Source organism: Streptomyces sp. NPDC048191 (genome assembly GCF_040652655.1).
In the GTDB taxonomy this organism is placed as follows: Bacteria; Actinomycetota; Actinomycetes; order Streptomycetales; family Streptomycetaceae; genus Streptomyces.
In genome coordinates this window covers 26,862-51,864 of sequence record NZ_JBEZMO010000039.1, presented here as the reverse complement: position 1 = coordinate 51,864, position 25,003 = coordinate 26,862, and the positions used below count along the sequence as shown (strand labels likewise).

Here is a 25,003-nt window from a genome sequence, read left to right as displayed (position 1 = left end):
TTACTTCCCATGGTCAGGATGAGCGCAGAAGAGCGACGGGAGAGCGTCATCCGTGCGGCGATCGCGGAATTCGCGCGGAAGGGCTACTACGGCACTTCCACCGAGGCGATCGCGAGCCGCGTGGGTGTCTCGCAGCCGTATCTCTTCCGGCTCTTCGCAAGCAAGAAGGCGATCTTCGCCGCCGCTTCGCTGCGGTGCGTGGAGGACACCTGCCGGGTCTTCGAGAAGGCGGCCGAGGGGCTGGAGGGCGAGGAGGCCCTGCACGCCATGGCGAACGCCTACGTGCGAATGATCACCGAACAGCCCGAGAAGCTGCAGATGCAGATGCAGACGTACATCACGGTGGCGGCGGCCGAGGCCGAGGGCGACCACGAGTTCGGTGAGGCCGTACGGGCCGCCTGGATGAAGCTCTGGGGCACCGTTCACCTGCCGCTCGGGGCGGACGACGGCGAGACCACGACCTTCCTGGCGTACGGAATGCTCATCAACACCCTCACCGCCATGGGGTTTCCGCCCGAGCACCGGGTCTGGCAGGGGATGTATCCGTCGGCTCGGATCACCGGGCGGCTGGAGAAGTAGCGCGGACGAGGCGGTGGGCCGCCTCGTTCATGCCCAAGAAAGTTAGTCAGCAATAACTAACTAGAAGATCGCTCTCTGGGGGAGAGATGTCACAGCAGACCGCACCGAGCGCACCGCGCGGAAGCGCAGCGTGGGCCCTCGTCATCACCAGCGTCGCCGGATTCATGGCGGCCCTCGACAACCTCGTCGTCACCACCGCCCTGCCCTCCATCCGCAAGGACCTTGGCGGCGCCCTGGACGACCTCGAGTGGACCGTGAGCGCCTACACGCTCACCTTCGCCGTCCTGCTGATGTTCGGCGCGGCCCTCGGTGACCGCTTCGGGCGCCGCCGGCTCTTCATCGCCGGCCTCACCATGTTCACCGGCGCCTCCGCCGCCGCGGCCATGGCACCCGGCATCGGATCCCTGATCGCCGCCCGCGCGGTCCAGGGCGTCGGCGCGGCCGTGATGATGCCGCTCACCCTGACCCTGCTGACCGCGGCCGTGCCCGCCGCCAAGCGCGGCATGATGTACGGCATCTGGGGAGCCGTCAACGGACTCGCCGTCGCCTCCGGACCGCTCATCGGCGGCAGCCTCACCGAGCACGTGTCCTGGCACTGGATCTTCTGGCTGAACGTTCCGCTCGGCCTGGTCACGCTGCCGCTCGCCCGTCTGCGCCTCGCCGAGTCCCACGGCACCGCCGCCCGGCTCGACGTCCCCGGCACGCTGCTCGCCAGCGGTGGTCTCTTCGGGATCGTGTACGGCCTGGTCCGCGGGCCCGCCGACGGCTGGACCGACACCGTGGTCCTGACCGCGCTGTTCGCCGGCGGTGCGCTGCTGACCGGGTTCGTGCTGTACAGCTCACGCGTGGCCAACCCCATGCTGCCGATGCGGCTGTTCCGGTCCCGCGCCTTCTCCGGCATCAACGCGGCCAGCCTGCTGATGTTCGTCGGCATGTTCGGCTCGATCTTCCTGCTCAGCCAGTACATGCAGGGCGTGCTCGGCTACTCGCCCACCGAGGCGGGGCTGCGCATGCTTCCCTGGACCGGCATGCCCATGCTCGTCGCGCCGATCGCCGGGATCCTCTCCGACCGCATCGGCGGCCGGCCGGTCGTCGCCGCGGGCCTGTTCCTGCAGGCCGCCGGCCTCGGTTACATGGCCGCCGTGGCCACCGCGGACGCCTCCTACGCCGTCCAGCTGCCCGCCCTGGTCATCAGCGGCGTCGGCATGGCCCTGTACTTCGCGCCGGCCGCCAATCTGGTGATGTCCAGCGTCCGCCCGCAGGAGCAGGGCATCGCCTCCGGCGCGAACAACGCGCTGCGTGAGGTGGGTGGGGCGCTCGGTATCGCGGTGATGTCGTCGATCTTCTCGGCGCAGGGTGGCTACGAGAGCGCGCAGAGCTTCGTGGACGGCCTGCGGCCCGCCCTGGTCACCGGCTCGGCGGTGGTCGCCCTCGCCGCGGTCGCGGCCCTGGCGATCCCGGCCCGGCGGAGTGCCGCCCGGCTCGCCGCGGTGGACGGGCAGACGCCTGCGACCGCCTCTGCGGCCGACGCACCGACGGCCACCGCCGTGCAGAGCTCCGCTGCGAACGCCAGTGCCCTGGAGAGCGCAGCCGGCTGAAGCCTGGCCCGGACCCTCGCCGCCCTCGCCCCGCCCTGCCGCAAGGAGATCGCGATGCCCACCCTTCCCTGGATCGTGCCGAACGCCGCGCCGCGCGACACCGAGGTGCACGTCTTCGCCTCCCGCTTCGAGACCCGCTCGCTGTGGGGCGCCCTCCGCTTCCTCGCCCGCACGCCTGCCGTGTGGCGGCAGATCGGCCGCGCGCCCGGCGCCTACGGGGCCGCCCTCAAGGCGCGGCCCCTGCGGCGGACCTTCTGGACGCTGTCCGCCTGGGAGTCCGCCGACGCGCTGAAGACCTTCGCCCGCTCCGGTGCCCACCGGCCCACCGCCCGCGGCCTCTCCTCCCAGATGCGCGACGTCCGGTTCGCCACCTGGCAGACGTCCGCCGACCGGCTGCCGGTGCGCTGGGAGGAGGCGGAACGGCACCTTACGTAGATCACCGGCCGGCCGTACGTCGGCTACGCGCGCGTGGACGTCGAGAGGCGTCCACGCGCGCGTACGTGCGTGTCAGCGTGTGGCGGCTGACGGCAGCGGCCGGTCACCGGCGGAGTGACCCAGGGACGTCACGCCGCGCGGGTGTTCCGGCCATGGCTCGGGCGGAGCAGGACCAAAGCTCGCACCGCGCCGCGACGGGTGCCGGTCCACCCAGCCGCCCCCAGGGCTCGCTGGATGCCGGGCTGTCGGAGGCGTCTCGTAGTCTTGGGCGCGTGCAGGTACTCCACGACGCCCCCCTTGCCCCGCTGACCACCTTCCGGCTGGGCGGTCCCGCGACGCGGCTGGTCACTGCGGTGACCGATGCCGAGGTGATCGCCGCCGTGCGCGAGGCCGACGACAGCGGGACACCGCTGCTGGTCATCGGCGGTGGGTCGAACCTGGTCATCGGCGACAAGGGCTTCGACGGCACCGCCCTGCGCATCGCCACGCGCGGGGTGGAACTGCGCGGCACGACGCTGGAGCTGGCCGCCGGCGAGGTGTGGACGGACGCCGTCGCCCGCACGGTCGAGGCGGGGCTCGCCGGGATCGAGTGCCTGGCCGGCATCCCCGGCTCCGCGGGCGCCACGCCGATCCAGAACGTGGGGGCCTACGGCCAGGAGGTCTCCTCCACCATCACCGAGGTCATCGCCTACGACCGGCGCGCCGGCGAGACCGTCACGCTCACGAACGAGGAGTGCGCCTTCTCGTACCGTCACAGCCGCTTCAAGGCGGATCCCGAGCGCCATGTCGTGCTGCGGGTCCGCTTCGAGCTGGCGGACGCGGGCGGGCTGTCCGCGCCCGTCAAGTACGCCGAGGCGGCCCGGGCGCTCGGCGTCGAGCCCGGTGACCGGGTGCCGCTGGCCGACGCCCGGGAGACCGTGCTGAAGCTGCGCGCCGGGAAGGGCATGGTCCTCGACGCCGAGGACCACGACACCTGGTCCGCCGGGTCGTTCTTCACCAACCCGATCCTCACCGACGAGCAGTTCGCCGCGTTCCACGCGCGCGTGCGCGAGCGGCTGGGCGACGGCGTCGAACCGCCCGCCTACCCGGCGGGGGAGGGCCGTACGAAGACCTCGGCGGCCTGGCTGATCGACAAGGCGGGCTTCACGAAGGGCTACGGCACCGGGCCGGCCCGCATCTCCACCAAGCACACCCTCGCCCTGACCAACCGCGGCGCCGCCACCACCGAGGACCTGCTGACGCTGGCCCGTGAGGTGGTCGCCGGCGTCCACGAGGCCTTCGGGATCACGCTCGTCAACGAGCCGGTGACGGTCGGCGTCCACCTGTAGCCGTACCGGTCCGCGCCGTTCAGTACGCCACCCCCACCCCCTGCTTCACCGTTCCCTGGTCGTCGATCATCGCCAGCATCGCGTGGGCGACGTCCGCCCGCGCGATGAAGCGGCCCTTGCGCGGAAAGCCCCCGACGACGGTGCGGTAGCGGCCGGTGAGCGGCTTGTCCTGCAGCCGCGGTGGCCGAACGGAGGTCCAGTCCGTGCCGCTGCGGGCCAGTTCGGTCTCCATCCCGCGCAGGTCGGTGTAGACGTCCTTCAAGACGGCCGACACCAGGCCGCGCATCGTGCGGTCCAGGGCGCCGTCGTCCTCGGGGGCGGGGCCGACGGGACCGGCGCTGACCACGAGTAGCCGTCGTACGCCCTCCGCCTCCATGGCGCGCAGGACCGTACGGGTCAGCCGGGTGGCGACGCCGGCGTCCTTGCGGCTGCGCGCGCCCAGGCCGGAGAGGACCGCGTCCCGGCCCCGGACGGCGGCGCGGAGCTCCTCCGGGTCGGTCAGGTCGGAGCGGAACACCTCCAGGGTGTCCCCGGTGACATCGAGCCGGGCCGGATCGCGGACCACGGCGGTCACCCGGTGGCCGGCGCCTAGCGCCTGACGCACGATCTCCCGGCCGATGCCGCCGGTGGCGCCGAAAACGGTGAGGTTCATGTGTGCTCCCGTACTCGGGGCGGACTGGTGGGTGAGTATTCACTCACCACGCTGCCCTCTAGAGTGGGTAAGCACTCACCCACTCGTCAAGCCCGACAGGAGCCCCATGGAGCCGAAGCCGGCGCGTGTCCGCATCCTCGACGCCGCACACGAGCTCATGCTCACCGTCGGACTCGCCCGAGCCACCACCAAGGAGATCGCGCGTGCGGCGGGCTGCTCCGAGGCGGCCCTCTACAAGTACTTCGACAGCAAGGAGGAGCTGTTCGTCCGGGTGCTCACCGAGCGGCTGCCCCGGCTCAAGCCGTTGCTGAGCAGCCTCGCCGCCGAGCCGGGACAGGGCACCCTCGCGGGCAACCTCACCGAGATCGCCCGCCAGGCAGCGCTCTTCTACGAGCAGAGCTTCCCGATCGCCGCCTCGCTGTACGCCGAGTCCCAGCTCAAGCAGCGCCACTACGAGGTCCTGCGCACACTCGGCTCCGGACCGCACCGGCCCATCCAGGAACTGGACGCCTACCTGCGCGCCGAACAGGCCGCCGGCCGCGTCCGCGGTGACGCCGACACCTTCGCGGCCGCCTCCCTGCTGCTCGGCGCCTGCGCGCAGCGCGCCTTCGCCTACGACGCGACGGAGTCGGGGGAGCGGCCGCCGGTCGACGACTTCGCCGAACGGCTCGCCCAGACGCTGCTGGGCGGAATCTCCGGTGCGCCGGCCTCGGGGTGAACCGCGAGCTGGGCGATGAGGAGCCCCTCGCCGGTCATGCGCCCGCGCGGCTGAGAGCACGCGAGCCCTGGACCCGCACCGCCGGTGGAGTTCGCGGCGCTGGGCTGGCCCCCCGGTGACGGGGACGCGCGCGATGTGCCGATCTCCTCAAGCTCAAGCCCGATCCGCCCGACGCCCACTTCGGACGGCCGGGCGAGCGTTTCGGACGGCCGGGCGAGCGCCTCAGGCGGCCGGGCGGGTCAGCCAGGCGTCCACGTCGGCCAGCAGCCGTGCCCTGACGTCGTCCGGGGCGGCCGAGCCCCGTACCGACTGCCGCGCCAGCTCGGCGAGCTCGGCGTCCGAGAAGCCGTGCGCGTGCCGGGCGATCTCGTACTGGGCGGCCAGCCGGGAGCCGAACAGCAGCGGGTCGTCGGCGCCGAGGGCCATCGGGACACCGGCGTCGAAGAAGGTCCGCAGCGGCACGTCCTCGGGCTTCTCGTACACGCCGAGCGCCACGTTCGAGGCGGGGCACACCTCGCAGGTCACGCCCCGGTCGGCCAGCCGCTTCAGCAGCCGCGGGTCCTCCGCCGCGCGCACGCCGTGGCCGATCCGCGCGGCGTGCAGGTCGTCCAGGCAGTCGCGCACCGAGGCCGGGCCGGTGAGCTCGCCGCCGTGCGGGGCCGACAGCAGACCGCCCTCGCGCGCGATGTGGAAGGCCCGATCGAAGTCCCGTGCCATGCCCCGCCGCTCGTCGTTGGAGAGCCCGAAACCGACCACGCCCCGGTCCGCGTACCGCACCGCCAGGCGGGCCAGCGTCCGGGCGTCCAGCGGGTGTTTCATGCGATTGGCGGCGACCAGCACGCGCATGCCGAGCCCGGTCTCCCGGGACGTCGTGTCCACCGCGTCCAGGATGATCTCCAGGGCCGGGATCAGCCCGCCCAGCCGGGGCGCGTACGACGTCGGGTCCACCTGGATCTCCAGCCAGCCCGAGCCGTCCTTCAGGTCCTCCTCGGCGGCCTCCCGGACCAGCCGCTGGATGTCCTCCGGTTCACGCAGGCAGGAGCGCGCCGCGTCGTACAGCCGCTGGAAACGGAACCAGCCCCGTTCGTCGGTGGCCCGCAGCTTGGGTGGTTCGCCGCTGGTCAGCGCTTCCGTCAGGGCGTCGGGCAGGCGTACGCCGTACTTGTCGGCCAGTTCCAGGACGGTGCCCGGTCGCATCGAGCCGGTGAAGTGCAGGTGCAGATGGGCTTTCGGCAGCTCAGAGAGGTCACGTACACGCTCCATCCCAGGATCCTGCCGTACACACCGGTCACACCGGTAGCCGTTTCCCCGTACGTGGTCTTGCTCGCACAAAAGAACAGGGGCACCCGGGACCGTTCCCGGGTGCCCCTGTCCGAAGACGGACCAGCTCAGGCCCTGGCCTCCGCCAGCAGCTTCTGGATGCGGCTCACGCCCTCGACGAGGTCCTCGTCGCCGAGCGCGTACGACAGCCGCAGATAGCCCGGCGTGCCGAAGGCCTCGCCCGGGACGACCGCGACCTCGGCCTCCTCCAGGATCAGCGCGGCCAGCTCGACCGTGTCCTGCGGCCGCTTGCCGCGGATCTCCTTGCCGAGCAGGGCCTTGACCGACGGGTAGGCGTAGAACGCGCCCTCGGGCTCCGGGCAGACCACGCCGTCGATCTCGTTGAGCATCCGCACGATGGTCCGGCGGCGCCGGTCGAAGGCCTCGCGCATCTTCGCCACGGCCTGAAGGTCACCGGAGACGGCGGCCAGGGCGGCCACCTGGGCCACGTTGGAGACGTTCGAGGTGGCGTGCGACTGCAGGTTGGTCGCGGCCTTGACGACGTCCTTCGGGCCGATGACCCAGCCCACGCGCCAGCCGGTCATGGCGTACGTCTTCGCCACACCGTTGACCACGACGCACTTGTCGCGCAGCTCGGGCAGCAGCGCCGGCAGGGACACCGCGGAGGCGTCGCCGTAGACGAGGTGCTCGTAGATCTCATCGGTGAGCACCCACAGGCCGTGCTCCAGGGCCCAGCGGCCGATCGCCTCGGTCTCGGCCTCGGAGTACACCGCGCCGGTCGGGTTGGACGGGGAGACGAAGAGCACGACCTTCGTCTTCTCCGTGCGCGCCGCCTCCAGCTGCTCGACCGAGACGCGGTAGCCGGTCGTCTCGTCGGCCACGACCTCCACCGGGACACCGCCGGCCAGGCGGATCGACTCCGGGTACGTCGTCCAGTACGGCGCCGGGACGATGACCTCGTCACCCGGGTCGAGGATCGCGGCGAACGCCTCGTAGATGGCCTGCTTGCCGCCGTTGGTGACGAGGATCTGCGAGACGTCGGGCTCCCAGCCGGAGTCGCGCAGCGTCTTCGCGGCGATGGCGGCCTTCAGCTCGGGCAGGCCGCCGGCCGGGGTGTAGCGGTGGTACTTGGGGTTCTTGCAGGCCTCGACGGCCGCCTCGACGATGTAGTCCGGGGTCGGGAAGTCGGGTTCGCCGGCGCCGAAGCCGATCACCGGACGCCCGGCGGCCTTCAGGGCCTTGGCCTTGGCGTCCACGGCGAGGGTGGCGGACTCGGAGATCGCGCCGACTCGGGCGGAGACCCGGCGCTCGGTGGGTGGGGTTGCAGCGCTCATGGAGTCCATCGTTCCAGACCGGAAACACCCCGGGCACGCGGGTTTCACAGACTGAACAGCCAGGGGTCGGGACGTGAACACGGGTCCGAATCCGGCCCCCGGCCAGGACGATCTTTAGTCAAGTGGCCCCGGACGGGCACTTTCTGTTCGACGCCGGGCCGTGGACCACGTACACTCACACCTCGTTGGCCTTCAGCAGCCGCCGCCGAAACTGGTGCACACCGCGCACCCGTCCGGATGCGGTACGTTTGGGGGGACACGCAAAGGGTCGTAGCTCAATTGGTAGAGCACCGGTCTCCAAAACCGGCGGTTGGGGGTTCAAGTCCCTCCGGCCCTGCTACACACACCGCCAGGATGTGTGCGCATGTACGTACAGCATTGCACCGCCGTGCGGCTCAGAAACCGGGCGCGGCACGGCCACGACCCGGGATCAGGTGAGGATTATGACGGACGCCGTGGGCTCCATCGACACGCCTGACGCCCAGGATGAGGCGCTCGAGTCGAAGAAGAAGGCCCGCAAGGGCGGTAAGCGTGCCAAGAAGGGCCCGCTGAAGCGCCTCGCCACCTTCTACCGCCAGATCATCGCGGAGCTCCGCAAGGTCGTCTGGCCGTCGCGCAACCAGCTGACGTCGTACACCACCGTGGTGATCTTCTTCGTCGCCATCATGATCGCGTTGGTGACCGTGATTGACTATGGGCTCAACCACGCGGCCAAGTACGTCTTCGGCTGAGCCAAGAGCGAAGGGCGCCGTGGCACCGGCGCCCGTTTTCGCATGTTCCACCCCTATGTATCCAGGAAGAAGCAGCCATCGTGTCTGACCCGAACCTGAACGACGACGCCATCGAGTCTCGCGGGACCGCTGCCGAGATGGTGGACGACGAGCTCGACATCGTCGAGGGCGCGGACGAGCAGGACGAGTTCGAGGCTGCCGAGGCCGAGGCGGGGGAGCCGGCCGAAGAGGCTGCCCTGAACGTCGAGGACGAGGACAACGTCGAGGACGAGGAAGAGGCCGGGGAGGCTGCCGTCGAGGCCGCCGAGGAGGAGCCGGCCGAGCCCGTCGACCCCGTCGCGGCCCTGCGTGAGGAACTGCGCACCCTGCCCGGCGAGTGGTACGTCATCCACACCTACGCCGGTTACGAGAACCGCGTGAAGACCAACCTGGAGCAGCGCGCCGTCTCGCTGAACGTCGAGGACTACATCTTCCAGGCCGAGGTGCCGCAGGAAGAGGTCGTCCAGATCAAGAACGGCGACCGCAAGACGATCAAGCAGAACAAGCTGCCCGGTTACGTCCTGGTCCGCATGGACCTGACCAACGAGTCCTGGGGCGTCGTCCGCAACACTCCGGGCGTCACCGGCTTCGTCGGCAACGCCTACGACCCGTACCCGCTGACCCTGGACGAGATCGTCAAGATGCTCGCCCCGGAGGCCGAGGAGAAGGCCGCCCGCGAGGCCGCCGAGGCCGAGGGAAAGCCCGCCCCGCAGCGCAAGGTCGAGGTCCAGGTGCTGGACTTCGAGGTCGGCGACTCGGTCACCGTCACCGACGGCCCGTTCGCCACGCTGCAGGCGACCATCAACGAGATCAACCCCGACTCGAAGAAGGTCAAGGGCCTGGTGGAGATCTTCGGCCGCGAGACGCCGGTCGAGCTGTCCTTCGACCAGATCCAGAAGAACTAGTCCTCTATCGGACTTCGCGCTTCCGAGCAGGTCAGGCGGGCTGTCTCAGCCGGTCTGACCTGCTCGGTTTTTAGCCGCGCATCTATACCCGTTATCGTTGTGCGGTATGCCTGCGTCAGGATCGCGATCCTCGCGCGGGCATGGACCCGAATGAAAGGACCCGGAGAGCTATGCCTCCCAAGAAGAAGAAGGTCACGGGGCTCATCAAGCTCCAGATCCAGGCCGGTGCCGCCAACCCGGCCCCGCCGGTCGGCCCCGCGCTGGGTCAGCACGGTGTCAACATCATGGAGTTCTGCAAGGCCTACAACGCCGCGACCGAGTCGCAGCGCGGTTGGGTCATCCCGGTGGAGATCACGGTCTACGAGGACCGCTCCTTCACCTTCATCACCAAGACGCCGCCGGCCGCGAAGATGATCCTCAAGGCCGCGGGCATCGAGAAGGGCTCCGGCGAGCCGCACAAGACCAAGGTCGCCAAGATCACCGAGGCGCAGGTCCGCGAGATCGCCCAGACCAAGATGCCCGACCTGAACGCGAACGACCTGGACGCCGCGGCGAAGATCATCGCCGGCACCGCGCGCTCCATGGGCGTCACGGTCGAGGGCTGACCTCAACCCCCCAGTAGTCATGCGGCCTTAGCCGGCCGCACGTGGCAGGGCCTGCTCGGCCCACGGACCACGACTCCTTTCAGAACACACAGGAGCAAGTTGTGAGCAAGCGCAGCAAGGCTCTCCGCGCTGCGGACGCCAAGGTCGACCGGGAGAAGCTGTACGCCCCGCTCGAGGCCGTCCGTCTCGCCAAGGAGACCTCCACGACCAAGTTCGACGCCACCGTCGAGGTCGCCTTCCGTCTGGGTGTCGACCCGCGCAAGGCCGACCAGATGGTCCGTGGCACCGTGAACCTTCCGCACGGCACCGGTAAGACCGCCCGGGTCCTGGTCTTCGCGACCGGCGACCGTGCCGAGGCCGCGCGTGCCGCGGGCGCCGACATCGTCGGCGCCGACGAGCTGATCGACGAGGTGGCGAAGGGCCGTCTGGACTTCGACGCCGTTGTCGCCACCCCGGACCTCATGGGCAAGGTCGGCCGCCTCGGCCGCGTCCTCGGCCCGCGTGGTCTGATGCCGAACCCGAAGACCGGCACCGTCACGCCCGACGTGGTCAAGGCCGTCAACGACATCAAGGGCGGCAAGATCGAGTTCCGCGTCGACAAGCACTCGAACCTGCACTTCATCATCGGCAAGTCGTCCTTCGACGACGCCAAGCTGGTGGAGAACTACGGCGCCGCGCTGGAGGAGATCCTCCGTCTGAAGCCGTCCGCCGCCAAGGGTCGCTACATCAAGAAGGCCGCCATCACCACCACGATGGGCCCCGGCATCCCGGTCGACCCGAACCGCACCCGCAACCTCCTCGTCGAGGAGGACCCGGCCGCCGTCTGAGCCCTGCGCTCACCCCGGTAGCCGCGTCAAGTGCGCGTAAGTAAAGGGCGGGCCCTGCAACCTTCCGGGTGCGGGGTCCGTCTTTTCTTTGTACGACACGACTCGCATGGGGGTACGACAAGATGAAGAGCACGACGGCGCGCCGGGTGACCCTTTCCGTGGCGGTGGTGGCCGCGCTGACCGGGGTGGCCGCCTGCGGCTCCTCGAACTCCGGGAAGGGCGACAAGGCGTCCGGCGGCACCGCGATCAACGTCAGCCCCATCGCCGCGCTGCGCAGCGCCGAGCAGTCCACCGACAAGGCGGAGTCGGCCAAGGTGCGCTCCACCACGTCCATCGGCGACCTCATGACGATGACCGGGAACGGCGCCCTCACCTGGGGCAACGGGCTCAAGGGCACCCTCACCATCACCTACACCGGCGGACAGATGGCCGAGGCCATGAAGAAGGCCGGCACCTCCTCGATGGAGGCCCGGTACCTGTCGGACGGCTACTACGCCCACATGAGCGACGCCTTCGCCAAGGCCACGGGTGGCAAGCACTGGGTGAGGTACTCGTACGACGCCCTCGCCAAGTTCGGCGGCGCCTCCGGCACGGCCCTGAAGAACCAGCTCCAGACCTCCACGCCGAACCAGTCCGTGCAGATGCTGCTGGCCTCCGGTGACGTCAAGAAGGTCGGCGAGGAGACGATCTCCGGCACCCGCACCACGCACTACGCGGGCACGGTGGGCGTCGCCGACCTCGCGAGCAAGAGCAGCAACCTCAGCGCGGACCAGCTGTCGGCCCTGAAGAAGCAGCTCAACCAGGCGGGCATCACCACCGACACCATCGACATCTGGGTCAACGGCCAGAACCTGCTGGTGAAGAAGTCCGAGAAGGCCGACACGGCCAAGGGCCCCATGACCAGCACCGCCTACTACAGCGACTACGGCGTGAAGGTCTCCGCCGAGGCACCTCCGGCCGGGGACACCATGGACTTCACCGACCTGCTGAAGTCCGGCGGCGCCGCGTCGGGCAGCGGCACCGCCACTCGCTGAGGTTTCCGGGGCCTGCGCGCCCGCGCCGGTGAGGACGGGGGACGGGGTCAGGGGTGCGCAGAGACGGTTTCACGGATTCCGCCGAGGAACGCGGCGCCGGTGCTCGGCCGGCGCCCACGCGGAACGCACGACCGAGACCCGTCCCTCGCTGCACCACCGGATCACCGGGCACGCGCCTGGATCCGGGCCCAGGAGGGCCGCCACCGGGCCTGCGGCGGTCCGACTGCGGACCACCCCTCGGCGGCCCCGAGCGGCTGTAGCTGGGCCGACCGGCGCCGGTACGCGAGTGTGGCCGAGTTCCGGGTCGGCACCAGGCCTGTGGCGGGCCGGGTGTCCGCGCCCCCGGCTGGGCGGCTGTGGCTGCGCCTGGTCGTCCGGTGCCTGTGATGTGGTCGGCGACGAGGTTCGGGGGAACCGCGGTCGGCACTGGCTCGGCTTCGGTCTCACGGCCAGGTTCCGGTCCGGTGGCGGATTGCTCGTGGACATGACCGCCACGCGCGACGAGGCCGGCGCAACCCGGGCGGTGGGGCTGCCTTCCCCGGCGCCGCGAAGGACATCCGCCGCACGGGCACCGAGACCGTCGGCGGGGCCTGCACGGCGCACTGCACCCGCTCGGTCACCGTCGCCGACTCCGGCCCGGCCTGCCCCACCGTAAGCAGATCCTCGGCGAGCTGGTTCTGGGCGTGTGGCTCGCGGGGCGGGACGACGGGTCAGGTGGCAGCGCGTACGCGGCTCCGGACGGCACGATGAGCTCGACCTGACCGTCACGGTCACCGACTTCGGCCGTCCGATGACGACCATGCGCAAACCGGCCCTGACGTTCCGGTCCCGGCGTTGCGGCCCTGACGTTCCGGTCCCGGCGTTGCGGTCCCGGCGTTCCGGCCCTCCCGGCCCCGGCGTTCCGGCCCTGACGTCCCGGCCCCGGCGTTCCGGCCCCGACGCCCCGGTCTCGGCGTTCAGGTCCCGAGGTTCCGGCCCCGGCGCCCCGCCCCCGACGCCTTCGCCCCCGACGCCCCGCCCCCGACGCCTTCGCCCCCGACGCCCCGCCCCCGACGCCCCGCCCCCGACGCCTTCGCCCCCGACGCCCCGCCCCCGGCACCCCGGCCCCGAGCCCCGTACAGACCGGTTACGGGCCGATTTGCTCGATGCCGCCCCGGTCCCGTACTCTCTTGCAGAAGCCAAAGACCGCTGGTCGTTGCCGTGCGCTCTGAACGAGGGTGCGGTGGCCGAAGGATCCGCTGAAAAGTGGGCGACCCGCGCAGGTGTCAGTGGAAGAACTCCCGGAGTGCGCGCGCCGAGCGCGTGTGCGGCCGGTCGAGTCCGCCCCGAGCGCCTGCGCCGGGGCGTTTCGTTTTCCCCAGTCCTCCTTCGGGTCCGCGCGGTCCGAATCACCCGGAAGGAGGCCGAGGCTCTATGGCGAGGCCCGACAAGGCTGCCGCGGTTGCGGAGCTGACGGACAAGTTCCGCAGCTCCAGCGCCGCCGTGCTGACCGAGTACCGCGGTCTCACCGTGGCGCAGCTCAAGACGCTGCGCCGGTCGCTCGGTGAGAACGCCCAGTACGCCGTGGTGAAGAACACGCTGACCAAGATTGCGGCCAAGGAGGCCGGGATCACGCTGGAGGACCAGCTCTTCGCTGGCCCGACGGCCGTCGCCTTCGTCACCGGTGACCCGGTGGAGTCGGCGAAGGGTCTGCGTGACTTCGCCAAGGACAACCCCAATCTCGTCATCAAGGGCGGTGTCCTTGACGGCAAGGCGCTGTCCGCCGACGAGATCAAGAAGCTTGCGGACCTCGAGTCCCGCGAGGTTCTGCTCAGCAAGCTGGCCGGTGCCTTCAAGGGGAAGCAGTCCCAGGCTGCCTCCGTCTTCCAGGCGCTGCCGTCGAAGCTCGTCCGCACCGTGGACGCGCTGCGCGCCAAGCAGGCCGAGCAGGGCGGTGCCGAGTAATTCGGCTCGCTTTCTGACCCGCACCAACGGCGCGGGTCGCAGCGGGCCGACGTACGCCCGCCTTATCCAGTACATCCGGCACCTGCCGATTTGAGTGGAAGGACCGCCATCATGGCGAAGCTCACCCAGGACGAGCTGCTTGCCCAGTTCGAGGAGATGACCCTCATCGAGCTCTCCGAGTTCGTGAAGGCCTTCGAGGAGAAGTTCGACGTCACCGCCGCCGCTGCCGCGCCGGTCGTCGTCGCCGGTGGTGCCGCTGGTGGCGCCGCCGCCGAGGCCGTCGAGGAGAAGGACGAGTTCGACGTCATCCTCACCGGCGCCGGCGACAAGAAGATCCAGGTCATCAAGGTCGTGCGTGAGCTGACCTCCCTGGGTCTGAAGGAGGCCAAGGACCTCGTCGACGGCACCCCGAAGCCGGTCCTCGAGAAGGTCAACAAGGAGGCCGCCGACAAGGCTGCCGAGGCCCTCAAGGGCGCCGGCGCGTCCGTCGAGGTCAAGTAAGACCTTCCGGGTCCCAGGGACTCGAACGCGCGCCGACCGCAGCCGTGCGGCACCGTAAAAAGTGCCCCGTAGGGCTGTAACGCGAACGCACCGAAGAGCGATCATCCATCCGGGTGGTCGCTCTTCGGCGTATCCGGCGGGCCCGGCCACGGTTGCCTTGCACTCGCGACGGCGAGGGGTAAGGTGATCTTCGTCGTGTCTCCGCCACGATCCGCATCGGACTGGGGGGCCTTGACGAACCGCACGCAGCGCGCAATTCTCAGGACGCGTCGTCACAAGGATCCGAATCCGAGGCATGGATCGACGACGAAGAGGGCAGTATCAACGTGCGTTGAGGGCAGGCATGCCGAGGGCGTTGACAAGAGCGGTGAGCACAGCGAGGGTCTCGAAAAACCCGCACTGGACATCAGTGTGCCAAGTGGCTACACTGACCCTTTGCGCTGCCTGTTAGCTGTCCCCTGCCCGTCACCAGGGGTCTGCCCTCACTCGAGCACTGATGACCGAAGCACCCTTGACCTGGGGTTTCTGTCTCTGTGTACGGGAGAGGGGCCGGCACGCGCGTAGTGAGTCCGAGCCCTCGGAAGGACCCCCTCTTGGCCGCCTCGCGCAATGCCTCGACCGCGAATACGAACAACGGCGCCAGCACCGCCCCGCTGCGCATTTCCTTTGCAAAGATCAAGGAGCCTCTCGAGGTTCCGAACCTGCTCGCGCTGCAGACCGAGAGCTTCGACTGGCTGCTCGGCAACACCGCCTGGCAGAGTCGGGTCGAGGAGGCTCTGGAGAACGGTCAGGACGTCCCCACCAAGTCCGGTCTGGAGGAGATCTTCGAGGAGATCTCCCCGATCGAGGACTTCTCCGGGTCGATGTCCCTGACGTTCCGGGACCACCGCTTCGAGCCGCCGAAGAACTCCATCGACGAGTGCAAGGAGCGCGACTTCACGTACGCCGCCCCGCTCTTCGTCACCGCCGAGTTCACCAACAACGAGACCGGTGAGATCAAGTCCCAGACCGTCTTCATGGGCGACTTCCCGCTCATGACGAACAAGGGCACCTTCGTCATCAACGGCACCGAGCGTGTCGTGGTGTCCCAGCTGGTTCGTTCCCCCGGTGTCTACTTCGACTCCACCATCGACAAGACGTCCGACAAGGACATCTTCTCCGCCAAGATCATCCCGTCCCGGGGTGCCTGGCTGGAGATGGAGATCGACAAGCGCGACATGGTCGGTGTCCGCATCGACCGCAAGCGCAAGCAGTCGGTCACCGTGCTGCTGAAGGCTCTCGGCTGGACGACCGAGCAGATCCTCGAGGAGTTCGGCGAGTACGAGTCGATGCGCGCCACCCTGGAGAAGGACCACACCCAGGGCCAGGACGACGCGCTGCTCGACATCTACCGCAAGCTGCGTCCGGGCGAGCCCCCCACGCGTGAGGCCGCGCAGACGCTGCTGGAGAACCTCTACTTCAACCCGAAGCGCTACGACCTCGCCAAGGTCGGCCGCTACAAGGTGAACAAGAAGCTCGGTGCGGACGAGCCGCTGGACGCCGGCGTGCTCACCACCGACGACGTCATCGCCACCATCAAGTACCTGGTGAAGCTGCACGCCGGCGAGACCGAGACGACCGGCGAGTCCGGCCGCTCGATCATGGTCGAGACCGATGACATCGACCACTTCGGCAACCGCCGTATCCGCAGCGTCGGCGAGCTGATCCAGAACCAGGTCCGTACGGGTCTCGCCCGTATGGAGCGTGTCGTGCGCGAGCGCATGACCACCCAGGACGTCGAGGCGATCACGCCGCAGACCCTGATCAACATCCGCCCGGTCGTGGCGTCGATCAAGGAGTTCTTCGGCACCTCGCAGCTGTCCCAGTTCATGGACCAGAACAACCCGCTGTCGGGGCTGACGCACAAGCGTCGTCTGAACGCCCTCGGCCCGGGTGGTCTCTCCCGTGAGCGGGCCGGCTTCGAGGTCCGTGACGTGCACCCCTCGCACTACGGCCGCATGTGCCCGATCGAGACGCCGGAAGGCCCGAACATCGGTCTGATCGGCTCGCTCGCCTCCTACGGCCGGGTCAACGCGTTCGGTTTCATCGAGACCCCGTACCGCAAGGTCGTCGAGGGCCAGGTCACCGACGAGGTCGACTACCTGACCGCCGACGAGGAGGACCGCTTCGTCATCGCGCAGGCCAACGCGCCGCTGAACGACGAGATGCGGTTCGCCGAGGCCCGCGTGCTGGTCCGCCGCCGTGGCGGCGAGGTCGACTACGTCGGCCCCGAGGACGTGGACTACATGGACGTCTCGCCGCGCCAGATGGTGTCGGTCGCGACCGCCATGATCCCCTTCCTCGAGCACGACGACGCCAACCGTGCCCTCATGGGCGCGAACATGATGCGTCAGGCCGTGCCGCTGATTAAGTCCGAGGCCCCGCTCGTCGGCACCGGCATGGAGTACCGCTCCGCCGTCGACGCCGGCGACGTGGTCAAGGCCGAGAAGGACGGTGTGGTCCAGGAGGTCTCCGCGGACTACATCACCACCGCCAACGACGACGGCACGTACATCACGTACCGCCTGGCCAAGTTCTCCCGGTCCAACCAGGGCACCTCGGTCAACCAGAAGGTCATCGTCAACGAGGGCGACCGCGTCGTCACCGGCCAGGTCCTGGCCGACGGCCCGGCCACCCAGAACGGCGAGATGGCCCTCGGCAAGAACCTGCTCGTGGCGTTCATGCCGTGGGAGGGTCACAACTACGAGGACGCGATCATCCTGTCGCAGCGCCTCGTGCAGGACGACGTCCTCTCCTCGATCCACATCGAGGAGCACGAGGTCGACGCCCGTGACACCAAGCTCGGCCCCGAGGAGATCACCCGGGACATCCCGAACGTCTCCGAGGAGGTCCTCGCCGACCTCGACGAGCGCGGCATCATCCGCATCGGTGCCGAGGTCATCGCCGGCGACATCCTCGTCGGCAAGGTGACCCCCAAGGGTGAGACGGAGCTGACCCCCGAGGAGCGCCTGCTGCGCGCGATCTTCGGTGAGAAGGCCCGTGAGGTCCGCGACACCTCGCTGAAGGTGCCGCACGGCGAGACCGGCAAGGTCATCGGCGTGCGCGTCTTCGACCGCGAGGAGGGCGACGAGCTGCCGCCGGGCGTGAACCAGCTGGTCCGCGTCTACGTCGCGCAGAAGCGCAAGATCACCGACGGTGACAAGCTCGCCGGCCGGCACGGCAACAAGGGTGTCATCTCCAAGATCCTGCCGATCGAGGACATGCCGTTCCTGGAGGACGGCACCCCGGTCGACATCATCCTCAACCCGCTGGGTGTGCCGTCCCGAATGAACCCGGGACAGGTCCTGGAGATCCACCTGGGCTGGCTCGCCAGCCGCGGCTGGGACGTCTCCGGCCTCGCGGAGGAGTGGGCGCAGCGCCTCCAGGCGATCGGCGCCGACCAGGTCGACCCGGGCACGAACGTCGCGACCCCCGTCTTCGACGGTGCTCGCGAGGACGAGCTCGCGGGTCTGCTGCAGCACACCATCCCGAACCGGGACGGCGAGCGCATGGTGCTCCCGACCGGCAAGGCGCGGCTGTTCGACGGCCGTAGTGGTGAGCCGTTCCCGGACCCGATCTCGGTCGGCTACATGTACATCCTGAAGCTGCACCACCTGGTCGACGACAAGCTGCACGCCCGCTCGACCGGTCCGTACTCCATGATCACCCAGCAGCCGCTGGGTGGTAAGGCCCAGTTCGGTGGCCAGCGGTTCGGTGAGATGGAGGTGTGGGCCCTCGAGGCCTACGGCGCCGCGTACGCCCTCCAGGAGCTGCTGACCATCAAGTCCGACGACGTCACCGGCCGCGTGAAGGTCTACGAGGCCATCGTCAAGGGCGAGAACATCCCCGAGCCCGGCATCCCCGAGTCCTTCAAGGTGCTCATCAAGGAGATGCAGTCGCTCTGCCTGAACGTGGAGGTGCTGTCCAGCGACGGTATGTCCATCGAGATGCGTGACACCGACGAGGACGTCTTCCGCGCTGCGGAGGAGCTCGGCATCGACCTGTCCCGGCGCGAGCCGAGCAGCGTCGAAGAGGTCTGACGGGAGTCCGGCGGGGCCCTCACCCACAGGGCCCCGCCGACCCCCAGGCCCCCGTTTCAGACCACAGACTTACGACCCTGAGAGGGATTGACGCATAGTGCTCGACGTCAACTTCTTCGACGAGCTCCGGATCGGCCTGGCCACCGCTGACGACATCCGCCAGTGGAGCCACGGCGAGGTCAAGAAGCCCGAGACCATCAACTACCGCACCCTCAAGCCCGAGAAGGACGGACTCTTCTGCGAGAAGATCTTCGGTCCGACCCGGGACTGGGAGTGCTACTGCGGCAAGTACAAGCGCGTCCGCTTCAAGGGCATCATCTGCGAGCGCTGTGGCGTCGAGGTCACCCGCGCCAAGGTGCGCCGTGAGCGGATGGGCCACATCGAACTGGCCGCCCCCGTCACGCACATCTGGTACTTCAAGGGCGTCCCGAGCCGTCTGGGCTACCTGCTCGACCTGGCTCCCAAGGACCTCGAGAAGGTCATCTACTTCGCCGCGTACATGATCACGTACGTCGACGAGGAGCGCCGTACCCGCGACCTGCCCTCCCTGGAGGCGCACGTCTCGGTCGAGCGCCAGCAGATCGAGAACCGCCGCGACGCCGACCTGGAGGCCCGCGCCAAGAAGCTCGAGTCCGACCTGGCCGAGCTGGAGGCCGAGGGCGCCAAGGCCGACGTGCGCCGCAAGGTGCGCGAGGGCGCCGAGCGCGAGATGAAGCAGCTGCGCGACCGCGCGCAGCGCGAGATCGACCGCCTCGACGAGGTGTGGAACCGGTTCAAGAACCTCAAGGTCCAGGACCTGGAGGGCGACGAGCTGCTCTACCGCGAGCTGCGTGACCGCTTCGGCACCTACTTCGACGGCTCGATGGGTGCCGCGGCGCTGCAGAAGCGCCTGGAGTCCTTCGACCTCGAGGAGGAGGCCGAGAAGCTCCGCGAGATCATCCGCACCGGCAAGGGCCAGAAGAAGACCCGTGCCCTCAAGCGCCTGAAGGTCGTCTCCGCGTTCCTGCAGACGTCCAACAGCCCCAAGGGCATGGTCCTGGACTGCGTCCCGGTCATCCCGCCGGACCTGCGTCCGATGGTGCAGCTGGACGGTGGCCGCTTCGCGACCTCCGACCTGAACGACCTGTACCGCCGTGTCATCAACCGCAACAACCGCCTGAAGCGCCTTCTCGACCTCGGTGCGCCCGAGATCATCGTGAACAACGAGAAGCGCATGCTCCAGGAGGCCGTCGACGCGCTCTTCGACAACGGCCGTCGTGGTCGCCCGGTCACGGGCCCCGGCAACCGTCCGCTGAAGTCGCTGTCCGACATGCTCAAGGGCAAGCAGGGCCGCTTCCGTCAGAACCTGCTCGGTAAGCGAGTCGACTACTCGGCGCGTTCCGTCATCGTCGTCGGCCCGCAGCTGAAGCTGCACCAGTGCGGTCTGCCCAAGGCCATGGCGCTGGAGCTCTTCAAGCCGTTCGTGATGAAGCGCCTGGTCGACCTGAACCACGCGCAGAACATCAAGAGCGCCAAGCGCATGGTGGAGCGCGGCCGCACGGTCGTGTACGACGTCCTCGAAGAGGTCATCGCCGAGCACCCGGTCCTGCTGAACCGTGCTCCCACCCTGCACCGCCTCGGCATCCAGGCCTTCGAGCCGCAGCTGGTCGAGGGCAAGGCCATCCAGATCCACCCGCTCGTCTGCACCGCGTTCAACGCGGACTTCGACGGTGACCAGATGGCCGTGCACCTGCCGCTGTCCGCGGAGGCGCAGGCCGAGGCCCGCATCCTGATGCTGTCCTCGAACAACATCCTCAAGCCGGCCGACGGCCGTCCGGTGACGATGCCGACCCAGGACATGGTCCTCGGTCTGTTCTTCCTCACCACCGACGGCGAGATGCGTGACGTCAAGGGCGAGGGCCGCTCGTTCGCGTCCGTGGCCGAGGCGATCATGGCGTTCGACGCCGGCGAGCTCTCGCTGCAGTCGCGCGTGGACATCCGCTTCCCGGTGGGCACCATCCCGCCGCGCGGCTGGACCCCGCCGGCGCGTGAGGAGGGCGAGCCGGAGTGGCAGCAGGGTGACAGCTTCCGCCTGAACACCACGCTGGGCCGCGCGCTCTTCAACGAGCTGCTGCCCGAGGACTACCCGTTCGTCGACTACGAGGTCGGCAAGAAGCAGCTCTCCGAGATCGTCAACGACCTCGCCGAGCGCTACCCCAAGGTCATCGTGGCGGCGACGCTCGACAACCTGAAGGCGGCCGGCTTCTACTGGGCGACCCGTTCCGGCGTCACCGTCGCCATCTCCGACGTCGTCGTTCCCGAGGCGAAGAAGGAGATCGTCAAGGGCTACGAGGCGCAGGACGAGAAGGTCCAGAAGCAGTACGAGCGCGGTCTGATCACCAAGGACGAGCGCACGCAGGAGCTCATCGCGATCTGGACCAAGGCGACCAACGAGGTCGCCGAGGCGATGAACGAGAACTTCCCGAAGACCAACCCGATCTTCATGATGGTGAACTCGGGTGCACGAGGCAACATGATGCAGATGCGTCAGATTGCCGGTATGCGTGGTCTGGTGTCGAACGCGAAGAACGAGACCATCCCGCGGCCCATCAAGGCGTCGTTCCGTGAGGGTCTGTCCGTGCTGGAGTACTTCATCTCCACGCACGGTGCCCGTAAGGGTCTCGCGGACACCGCCCTTCGTACCGCCGACTCGGGTTACCTGACCCGTCGTCTGGTCGACGTCTCGCAGGACGTCATCATCCGCGAGGAGGACTGCGGCACCGACCGTGGCCTCAAGCTCCACATCGCGGAGGTCGACGCGGACGGCGTGCTGCGCAAGGCGAACGACGTCGAGACGTCCGTGTACGCGCGCTGCCTCGCCGAGGACATCGTGGTCGACGGCAAGGTGCTGGCCCCGGCCGGTACCGACCTCGGCGACGTGCTCATCGACGAGCTGGTCAAGCACGGTGTCGCGGAGGTCAAGACCCGCTCGGTCCTGACCTGTGAGTCCGCCGTCGGCACCTGCGCCATGTGCTACGGCCGTTCGCTGGCCACCGGCAAGCTGGTCGACATCGGTGAGGCGGTCGGCATCATCGCCGCCCAGTCCATCGGTGAGCCCGGTACCCAGCTGACGATGCGTACCTTCCACACCGGTGGTGTGGCCGGTGACGACATCACCCAGGGTCTGCCGCGTGTCGTCGAGCTCTTCGAGGCCCGTACCCCGAAGGGTGTCGCCCCGATCTCCGAGGCGAGCGGCCGCGTCCGCATCGAGGAGACCGAGAAGACCAAGAAGCTCGTCGTCACCCCGGACGACGGCAGCGACGAGACGGCCTACCCGATCTCGAAGCGTGCCAAGGTCCTGGTCAGCGAGGGCGAGCACGTCGAGGTGGGCCAGCAGCTCACCGTGGGTGCCACCAACCCGCACGACGTGCTGCGCATCCTGGGCCAGCGTGCCGTCCAGGTCCACCTGGTCGGCGAGGTCCAGAAGGTCTACAACTCGCAGGGTGTGTCGATCCACGACAAGCACATCGAGATCATCATCCGGCAGATGCTGCGCCGTGTGACGATCATCGAGTCCGGCGACGCCGAGCTGCTGCCCGGCGAGCTGGTCGAGCGCTCGAAGTTCGAGACCGAGAACCGTCGTGTGGTCCAGGAGGGCGGTCACCCGGCCTCCGGTCGTCCGCAGCTGATGGGTATCACCAAGGCCTCGCTGGCGACGGAGTCCTGGCTGTCGGCCGCCTCCTTCCAGGAGACGACCCGAGTCCTGACGGACGCGGCGATCAACGCCAAGTCCGACAGCCTCATCGGCCTCAAGGAGAACGTCATCATCGGTAAGCTCATCCCGGCCGGTACGGGCCTGTCCCGTTACCGCAACATCCGGGTCGAGCCGACCGAGGAGGCCAAGGCCGCGATGTACTCGGCCGTCGGCTACGACGACATCGACTACTCGCCGTTCGGCACCGGCTCCGGCCAGGCCGTTCCGCTGGAGGACTACGACTACGGTCCGTACAACCAGTAAGCGGGCAGCTTGAGCTGAAGGGCGGTCACTCCCTCGGGGGGTGGCCGCCCTTCGGCGTTCCCGGGGCGGCTCGGGCGCGCGGCTCGCGCAGGGTCCACGATCCGTCCGCCTCGATCCGCACCGCGCGGTGCCCGGGGGCGGCGAGGTGCAGCCGCGCCGCCCCCCGCCCGCCGGCCAGTGCGTGGTCCGTGCGCAGGTCCGACGTGAGCAGTCGGACGGCGAACCGGCCGCCGTCGTGGTGTTCGAACTCGAGCCCGCGGGAGTGGCCGTCCCGGAGGACCACCTCCGTGCCCCGCCCGTTCAGCGGCAGCTCCGGCTCCAGGCGCCGGGCCTCACCGGCCGGGCGCACCGCGATCCGCCACCGGGCGGATGCGTGGATGCTCACGGACAGCTCGCCGCCGGCCGGCGCGGGTACGACAACCCGGGCCCGGACGGGGGCCTTCAGGGACCGTCCCGAGACGAGCCTGTGCCGGCGGGCGCCGGACCGTCCCGGGACGGACACGGAGTAGGCGCAGGGCGCCGCCTCGAACACCAGCAGCGCCGGCCCGTCCCCCGATGGCCCGGCGAGCCGCAGCTCGGCGGAGCCGGTGCCGTGCGTCCAGGACACGTCGGTGGCGGCGAGGCGGGCCGTCTCCAGCCGTTCCAGAGCCGCGCGGCCGCGCTCCAGCAGTTCCGGGACGCGGCCGGGCGTGCTCCGCCGGGCCTCCTCGTACGCCTCCAGGGCGGTGCGGAAGTCCGCGAGGTCGTCGGGGTCGGCCGCCGGGCCGGGCGCGTACGGGTGCAGGCGCAGCAACTCGCCGTAGGACGTGACGGCCCGCTGGGCCGCCTTCTGCGCCGCTCCCGGCTCCGCCGCCCGCACCGGCCGGGGTGTGTCGGCCGCGCTCGGCAGCGGCGCCCGCCGCCGCGCCGTACCGGGCCGGGCCGAGAACCGGCGGGCGGCCAGCGCCGGTGCCACCACCAGGGACGCGAGCCACAGGCATGCCGACGCGCCCGGGGAGAGCAGGTTCCCGGCGGCGTACAGGAGCAGGAAGTTGATCAGCCCGCTGAGCAGCCCGTAGCGCAGGTACCTGACGGGCTGCGGGCGGCCGGACGCGCCCGGCGTCCGTCTGTGCCCGTCCCCGCCGGCCTCACGTGGTTCCCGCTCGCCCATGACCGCCCCCTCGGTTCCAGACCGCGGTTTTGAGCGTGCGCCCGGCCGGGCGGTGGTGTCAGTGGTCGATTCGGCTGTGTTTCGGCCGTTTCGGCTGCCGGATTCCGGCAACCAGGGAGGGGTGGAAGGGCCGAGGGGCTTGACAGCGCGGCCGACGTGGTAGGGGCGCGTCCCATTTGTTTTGACCACAGCGAATGAGGTAGGTACGCTCAGACCTTGTGCCTGGGGTGTGCCCTGGCTCTCGTGCGTGCCTTCAGACCGCATGGCGAGCCGTGAGCGGCCACCGTAATCTGTGCTCTTTTCGCCTTGCGGCGGGAGTCCGTCGGATTCGACACACCCGACCGCGTGGGTCGGAGACGTTCCAGGTTAGCTGTACCCATCGGCACACAGAAACCGGAGAAGTAGTGCCTACGATCCAGCAGCTGGTCCGCAAGGGCCGGCAGGACAAGGTCGAGAAGAACAAGACGCCCGCACTCGAGGGTTCCCCTCAGCGTCGTGGCGTCTGCACGCGTGTGTTCACGACCACCCCGAAGAAGCCGAACTCGGCCCTCCGCAAGGTCGCGCGTGTGCGTCTGACCAGCGGCATCGAGGTCACCGCTTACATTCCGGGTGAGGGACACAACCTGCAGGAGCACTCCATCGTGCTCGTGCGCGGCGGCCGTGTGAAGGACCTGCCGGGTGTTCGCTACAAGATCATCCGCGGCTCCCTCGACACCCAGGGTGTCAAGAACCGCAAGCAGGCCCGCAGCCGTTACGGCGCCAAGAAGGAGAAGTAAGAATGCCTCGTAAGGGCCCCGCCCCGAAGCGCCCGGTCATCATCGACCCGGTCTACGGTTCTCCTCTGGTGACCTCCCTGATCAACAAGGTGCTGCTGAACGGCAAGCGCTCCACCGCCGAGCGCATCGTCTACGGCGCCATGGAGGGCCTGCGCGAGAAGACCGGCAACGACCCGGTCATCACGCTGAAGCGCGCTCTCGAGAACATCAAGCCGACCCTTGAGGTCAAGTCCCGCCGTGTCGGTGGCGCCACCTACCAGGTCCCGGTCGAGGTCAAGCCCGGCCGTGCCAACACCCTGGCGCTGCGCTGGCTGGTCGGTTACTCCCGCGCCCGTCGCGAGAAGACCATGACCGAGCGTCTGCTCAACGAGCTTCTCGACGCTTCGAACGGCCTCGGTGCGGCCGTCAAGAAGCGCGAGGACACGCACAAGATGGCCGAGTCCAACAAGGCCTTCGCGCACTACCGCTGGTAGTCGCTACCCACATCGAG

Annotated in this window: 20 protein-coding genes and 1 tRNA gene; 17 read left to right on the top strand and 4 right to left on the bottom strand. The window is 69.3% G+C overall.

The window, feature by feature from the left end:
- Positions 1–9 precede the first annotated feature (9 nt).
- The 4 genes from AB0D93_RS37350 (at position 10) to AB0D93_RS37335 (ending at position 3,940) form a co-directional block, all read left to right on the top strand.
- Complete coding sequence (locus AB0D93_RS37350; RefSeq protein WP_362129751.1) at positions 10–579, top strand: helix-turn-helix domain-containing protein; 570 nt, start codon at positions 10–12, stop codon at positions 577–579.
- Between the two features lie 86 nt (positions 580–665).
- Positions 666–2,177, top strand: coding sequence for a DHA2 family efflux MFS transporter permease subunit (locus tag AB0D93_RS37345; RefSeq protein ID WP_362129748.1), 1,512 nt, complete (start codon positions 666–668; stop codon positions 2,175–2,177).
- A 54-nt stretch (positions 2,178–2,231) separates the two neighbouring features.
- Complete coding sequence (locus AB0D93_RS37340; RefSeq protein WP_362129745.1) at positions 2,232–2,612, top strand: DUF3291 domain-containing protein; 381 nt, start codon at positions 2,232–2,234, stop codon at positions 2,610–2,612.
- Positions 2,613–2,854: 242 nt separating this feature from the next.
- Positions 2,855–3,940 (top strand): UDP-N-acetylmuramate dehydrogenase, encoded by a 1,086-nt coding sequence (locus tag AB0D93_RS37335; protein ID WP_362129780.1) that lies wholly within the window; start codon positions 2,855–2,857, stop codon positions 3,938–3,940.
- Positions 3,941–3,959: 19 nt separating this feature from the next.
- On the opposite strand, the gene AB0D93_RS37330 is transcribed toward AB0D93_RS37335, so the two are convergent.
- Positions 3,960–4,592: an NAD(P)-binding oxidoreductase gene (locus AB0D93_RS37330; RefSeq protein WP_362129742.1), complete on the bottom strand. Its 633-nt coding sequence runs from the start codon at positions 4,590–4,592 to the stop codon at positions 3,960–3,962.
- A 106-nt stretch (positions 4,593–4,698) separates the two neighbouring features.
- Here AB0D93_RS37330 and AB0D93_RS37325 point away from each other — a divergent pair, with 106 nt between their 5' ends.
- Entirely contained in the window at positions 4,699–5,310 is a 612-nt protein-coding gene (locus AB0D93_RS37325; RefSeq protein WP_362129739.1) for a helix-turn-helix domain-containing protein, read from the top strand.
- 222 nt (positions 5,311–5,532) lie between these two features.
- On the opposite strand, the gene AB0D93_RS37320 is transcribed toward AB0D93_RS37325, so the two are convergent.
- Complete coding sequence (locus tag AB0D93_RS37320; protein WP_362129736.1) at positions 5,533–6,573, bottom strand: adenosine deaminase; 1,041 nt, start codon at positions 6,571–6,573, stop codon at positions 5,533–5,535.
- Positions 6,574–6,698: 125 nt separating this feature from the next.
- Positions 6,699–7,925, bottom strand: a complete 1,227-nt coding sequence (locus AB0D93_RS37315) for a pyridoxal phosphate-dependent aminotransferase (RefSeq protein WP_362129733.1) — start codon at positions 7,923–7,925, stop codon at positions 6,699–6,701.
- A 264-nt stretch (positions 7,926–8,189) separates the two neighbouring features.
- Here AB0D93_RS37315 and AB0D93_RS37310 point away from each other — a divergent pair.
- From AB0D93_RS37310 to AB0D93_RS37265, 10 genes are all read left to right on the top strand, one after another.
- Positions 8,190–8,262: transfer RNA gene (locus AB0D93_RS37310), tRNA-Trp, on the top strand.
- Between the two features lie 106 nt (positions 8,263–8,368).
- Entirely contained in the window at positions 8,369–8,656 is a 288-nt protein-coding gene (gene secE / locus AB0D93_RS37305) for a preprotein translocase subunit SecE (protein WP_362129730.1), read from the top strand.
- Between the two features lie 80 nt (positions 8,657–8,736).
- A complete protein-coding gene (gene nusG / locus AB0D93_RS37300) occupies positions 8,737–9,600 on the top strand; it encodes a transcription termination/antitermination protein NusG (RefSeq protein ID WP_362129727.1) in 864 nt (287 codons plus the stop codon).
- A gap of 170 nt (positions 9,601–9,770) precedes the next feature.
- Positions 9,771–10,205: a 50S ribosomal protein L11 gene (gene rplK / locus AB0D93_RS37295; protein ID WP_030345386.1), complete on the top strand. Its 435-nt coding sequence runs from the start codon at positions 9,771–9,773 to the stop codon at positions 10,203–10,205.
- 101 nt (positions 10,206–10,306) lie between these two features.
- Positions 10,307–11,032: a 50S ribosomal protein L1 gene (rplA, locus tag AB0D93_RS37290; protein ID WP_362129724.1), complete on the top strand. Its 726-nt coding sequence runs from the start codon at positions 10,307–10,309 to the stop codon at positions 11,030–11,032.
- Positions 11,033–11,154: 122 nt separating this feature from the next.
- Complete coding sequence (locus tag AB0D93_RS37285) at positions 11,155–12,066, top strand: hypothetical protein (protein WP_362129721.1); 912 nt, start codon at positions 11,155–11,157, stop codon at positions 12,064–12,066.
- Between the two features lie 1,413 nt (positions 12,067–13,479).
- Complete coding sequence (gene rplJ / locus AB0D93_RS37280; RefSeq protein WP_362129718.1) at positions 13,480–14,010, top strand: 50S ribosomal protein L10; 531 nt, start codon at positions 13,480–13,482, stop codon at positions 14,008–14,010.
- Positions 14,011–14,121: 111 nt separating this feature from the next.
- The gene (rplL, locus tag AB0D93_RS37275; protein WP_159535284.1) at positions 14,122–14,511 is read left to right on the top strand and encodes a 50S ribosomal protein L7/L12; all 390 of its coding nucleotides are present in this window, start codon (positions 14,122–14,124) and stop codon (positions 14,509–14,511) included.
- A gap of 593 nt (positions 14,512–15,104) precedes the next feature.
- The gene (gene rpoB, locus AB0D93_RS37270; RefSeq protein WP_362129714.1) at positions 15,105–18,590 is read left to right on the top strand and encodes a DNA-directed RNA polymerase subunit beta; all 3,486 of its coding nucleotides are present in this window, start codon (positions 15,105–15,107) and stop codon (positions 18,588–18,590) included.
- Positions 18,591–18,687: 97 nt separating this feature from the next.
- Positions 18,688–22,587, top strand: a complete 3,900-nt coding sequence (locus AB0D93_RS37265) for a DNA-directed RNA polymerase subunit beta' (protein ID WP_362129711.1) — start codon at positions 18,688–18,690, stop codon at positions 22,585–22,587.
- A gap of 25 nt (positions 22,588–22,612) precedes the next feature.
- On the opposite strand, the gene AB0D93_RS37260 is transcribed toward AB0D93_RS37265, so the two are convergent.
- Entirely contained in the window at positions 22,613–23,737 is a 1,125-nt protein-coding gene (locus AB0D93_RS37260) for a hypothetical protein (protein ID WP_362129708.1), read from the bottom strand.
- Positions 23,738–24,141: 404 nt separating this feature from the next.
- Here AB0D93_RS37260 and rpsL point away from each other — a divergent pair, with 404 nt between their 5' ends.
- Together rpsL and rpsG are read left to right on the top strand one after the other, a co-directional pair.
- A complete protein-coding gene (rpsL, locus tag AB0D93_RS37255) occupies positions 24,142–24,513 on the top strand; it encodes a 30S ribosomal protein S12 (protein ID WP_003948652.1) in 372 nt (123 codons plus the stop codon).
- A 2-nt stretch (positions 24,514–24,515) separates the two neighbouring features.
- Positions 24,516–24,986: a 30S ribosomal protein S7 gene (gene rpsG / locus AB0D93_RS37250; RefSeq protein ID WP_003998848.1), complete on the top strand. Its 471-nt coding sequence runs from the start codon at positions 24,516–24,518 to the stop codon at positions 24,984–24,986.
- The last annotated feature ends 17 nt before the right edge of the window (positions 24,987–25,003 follow it).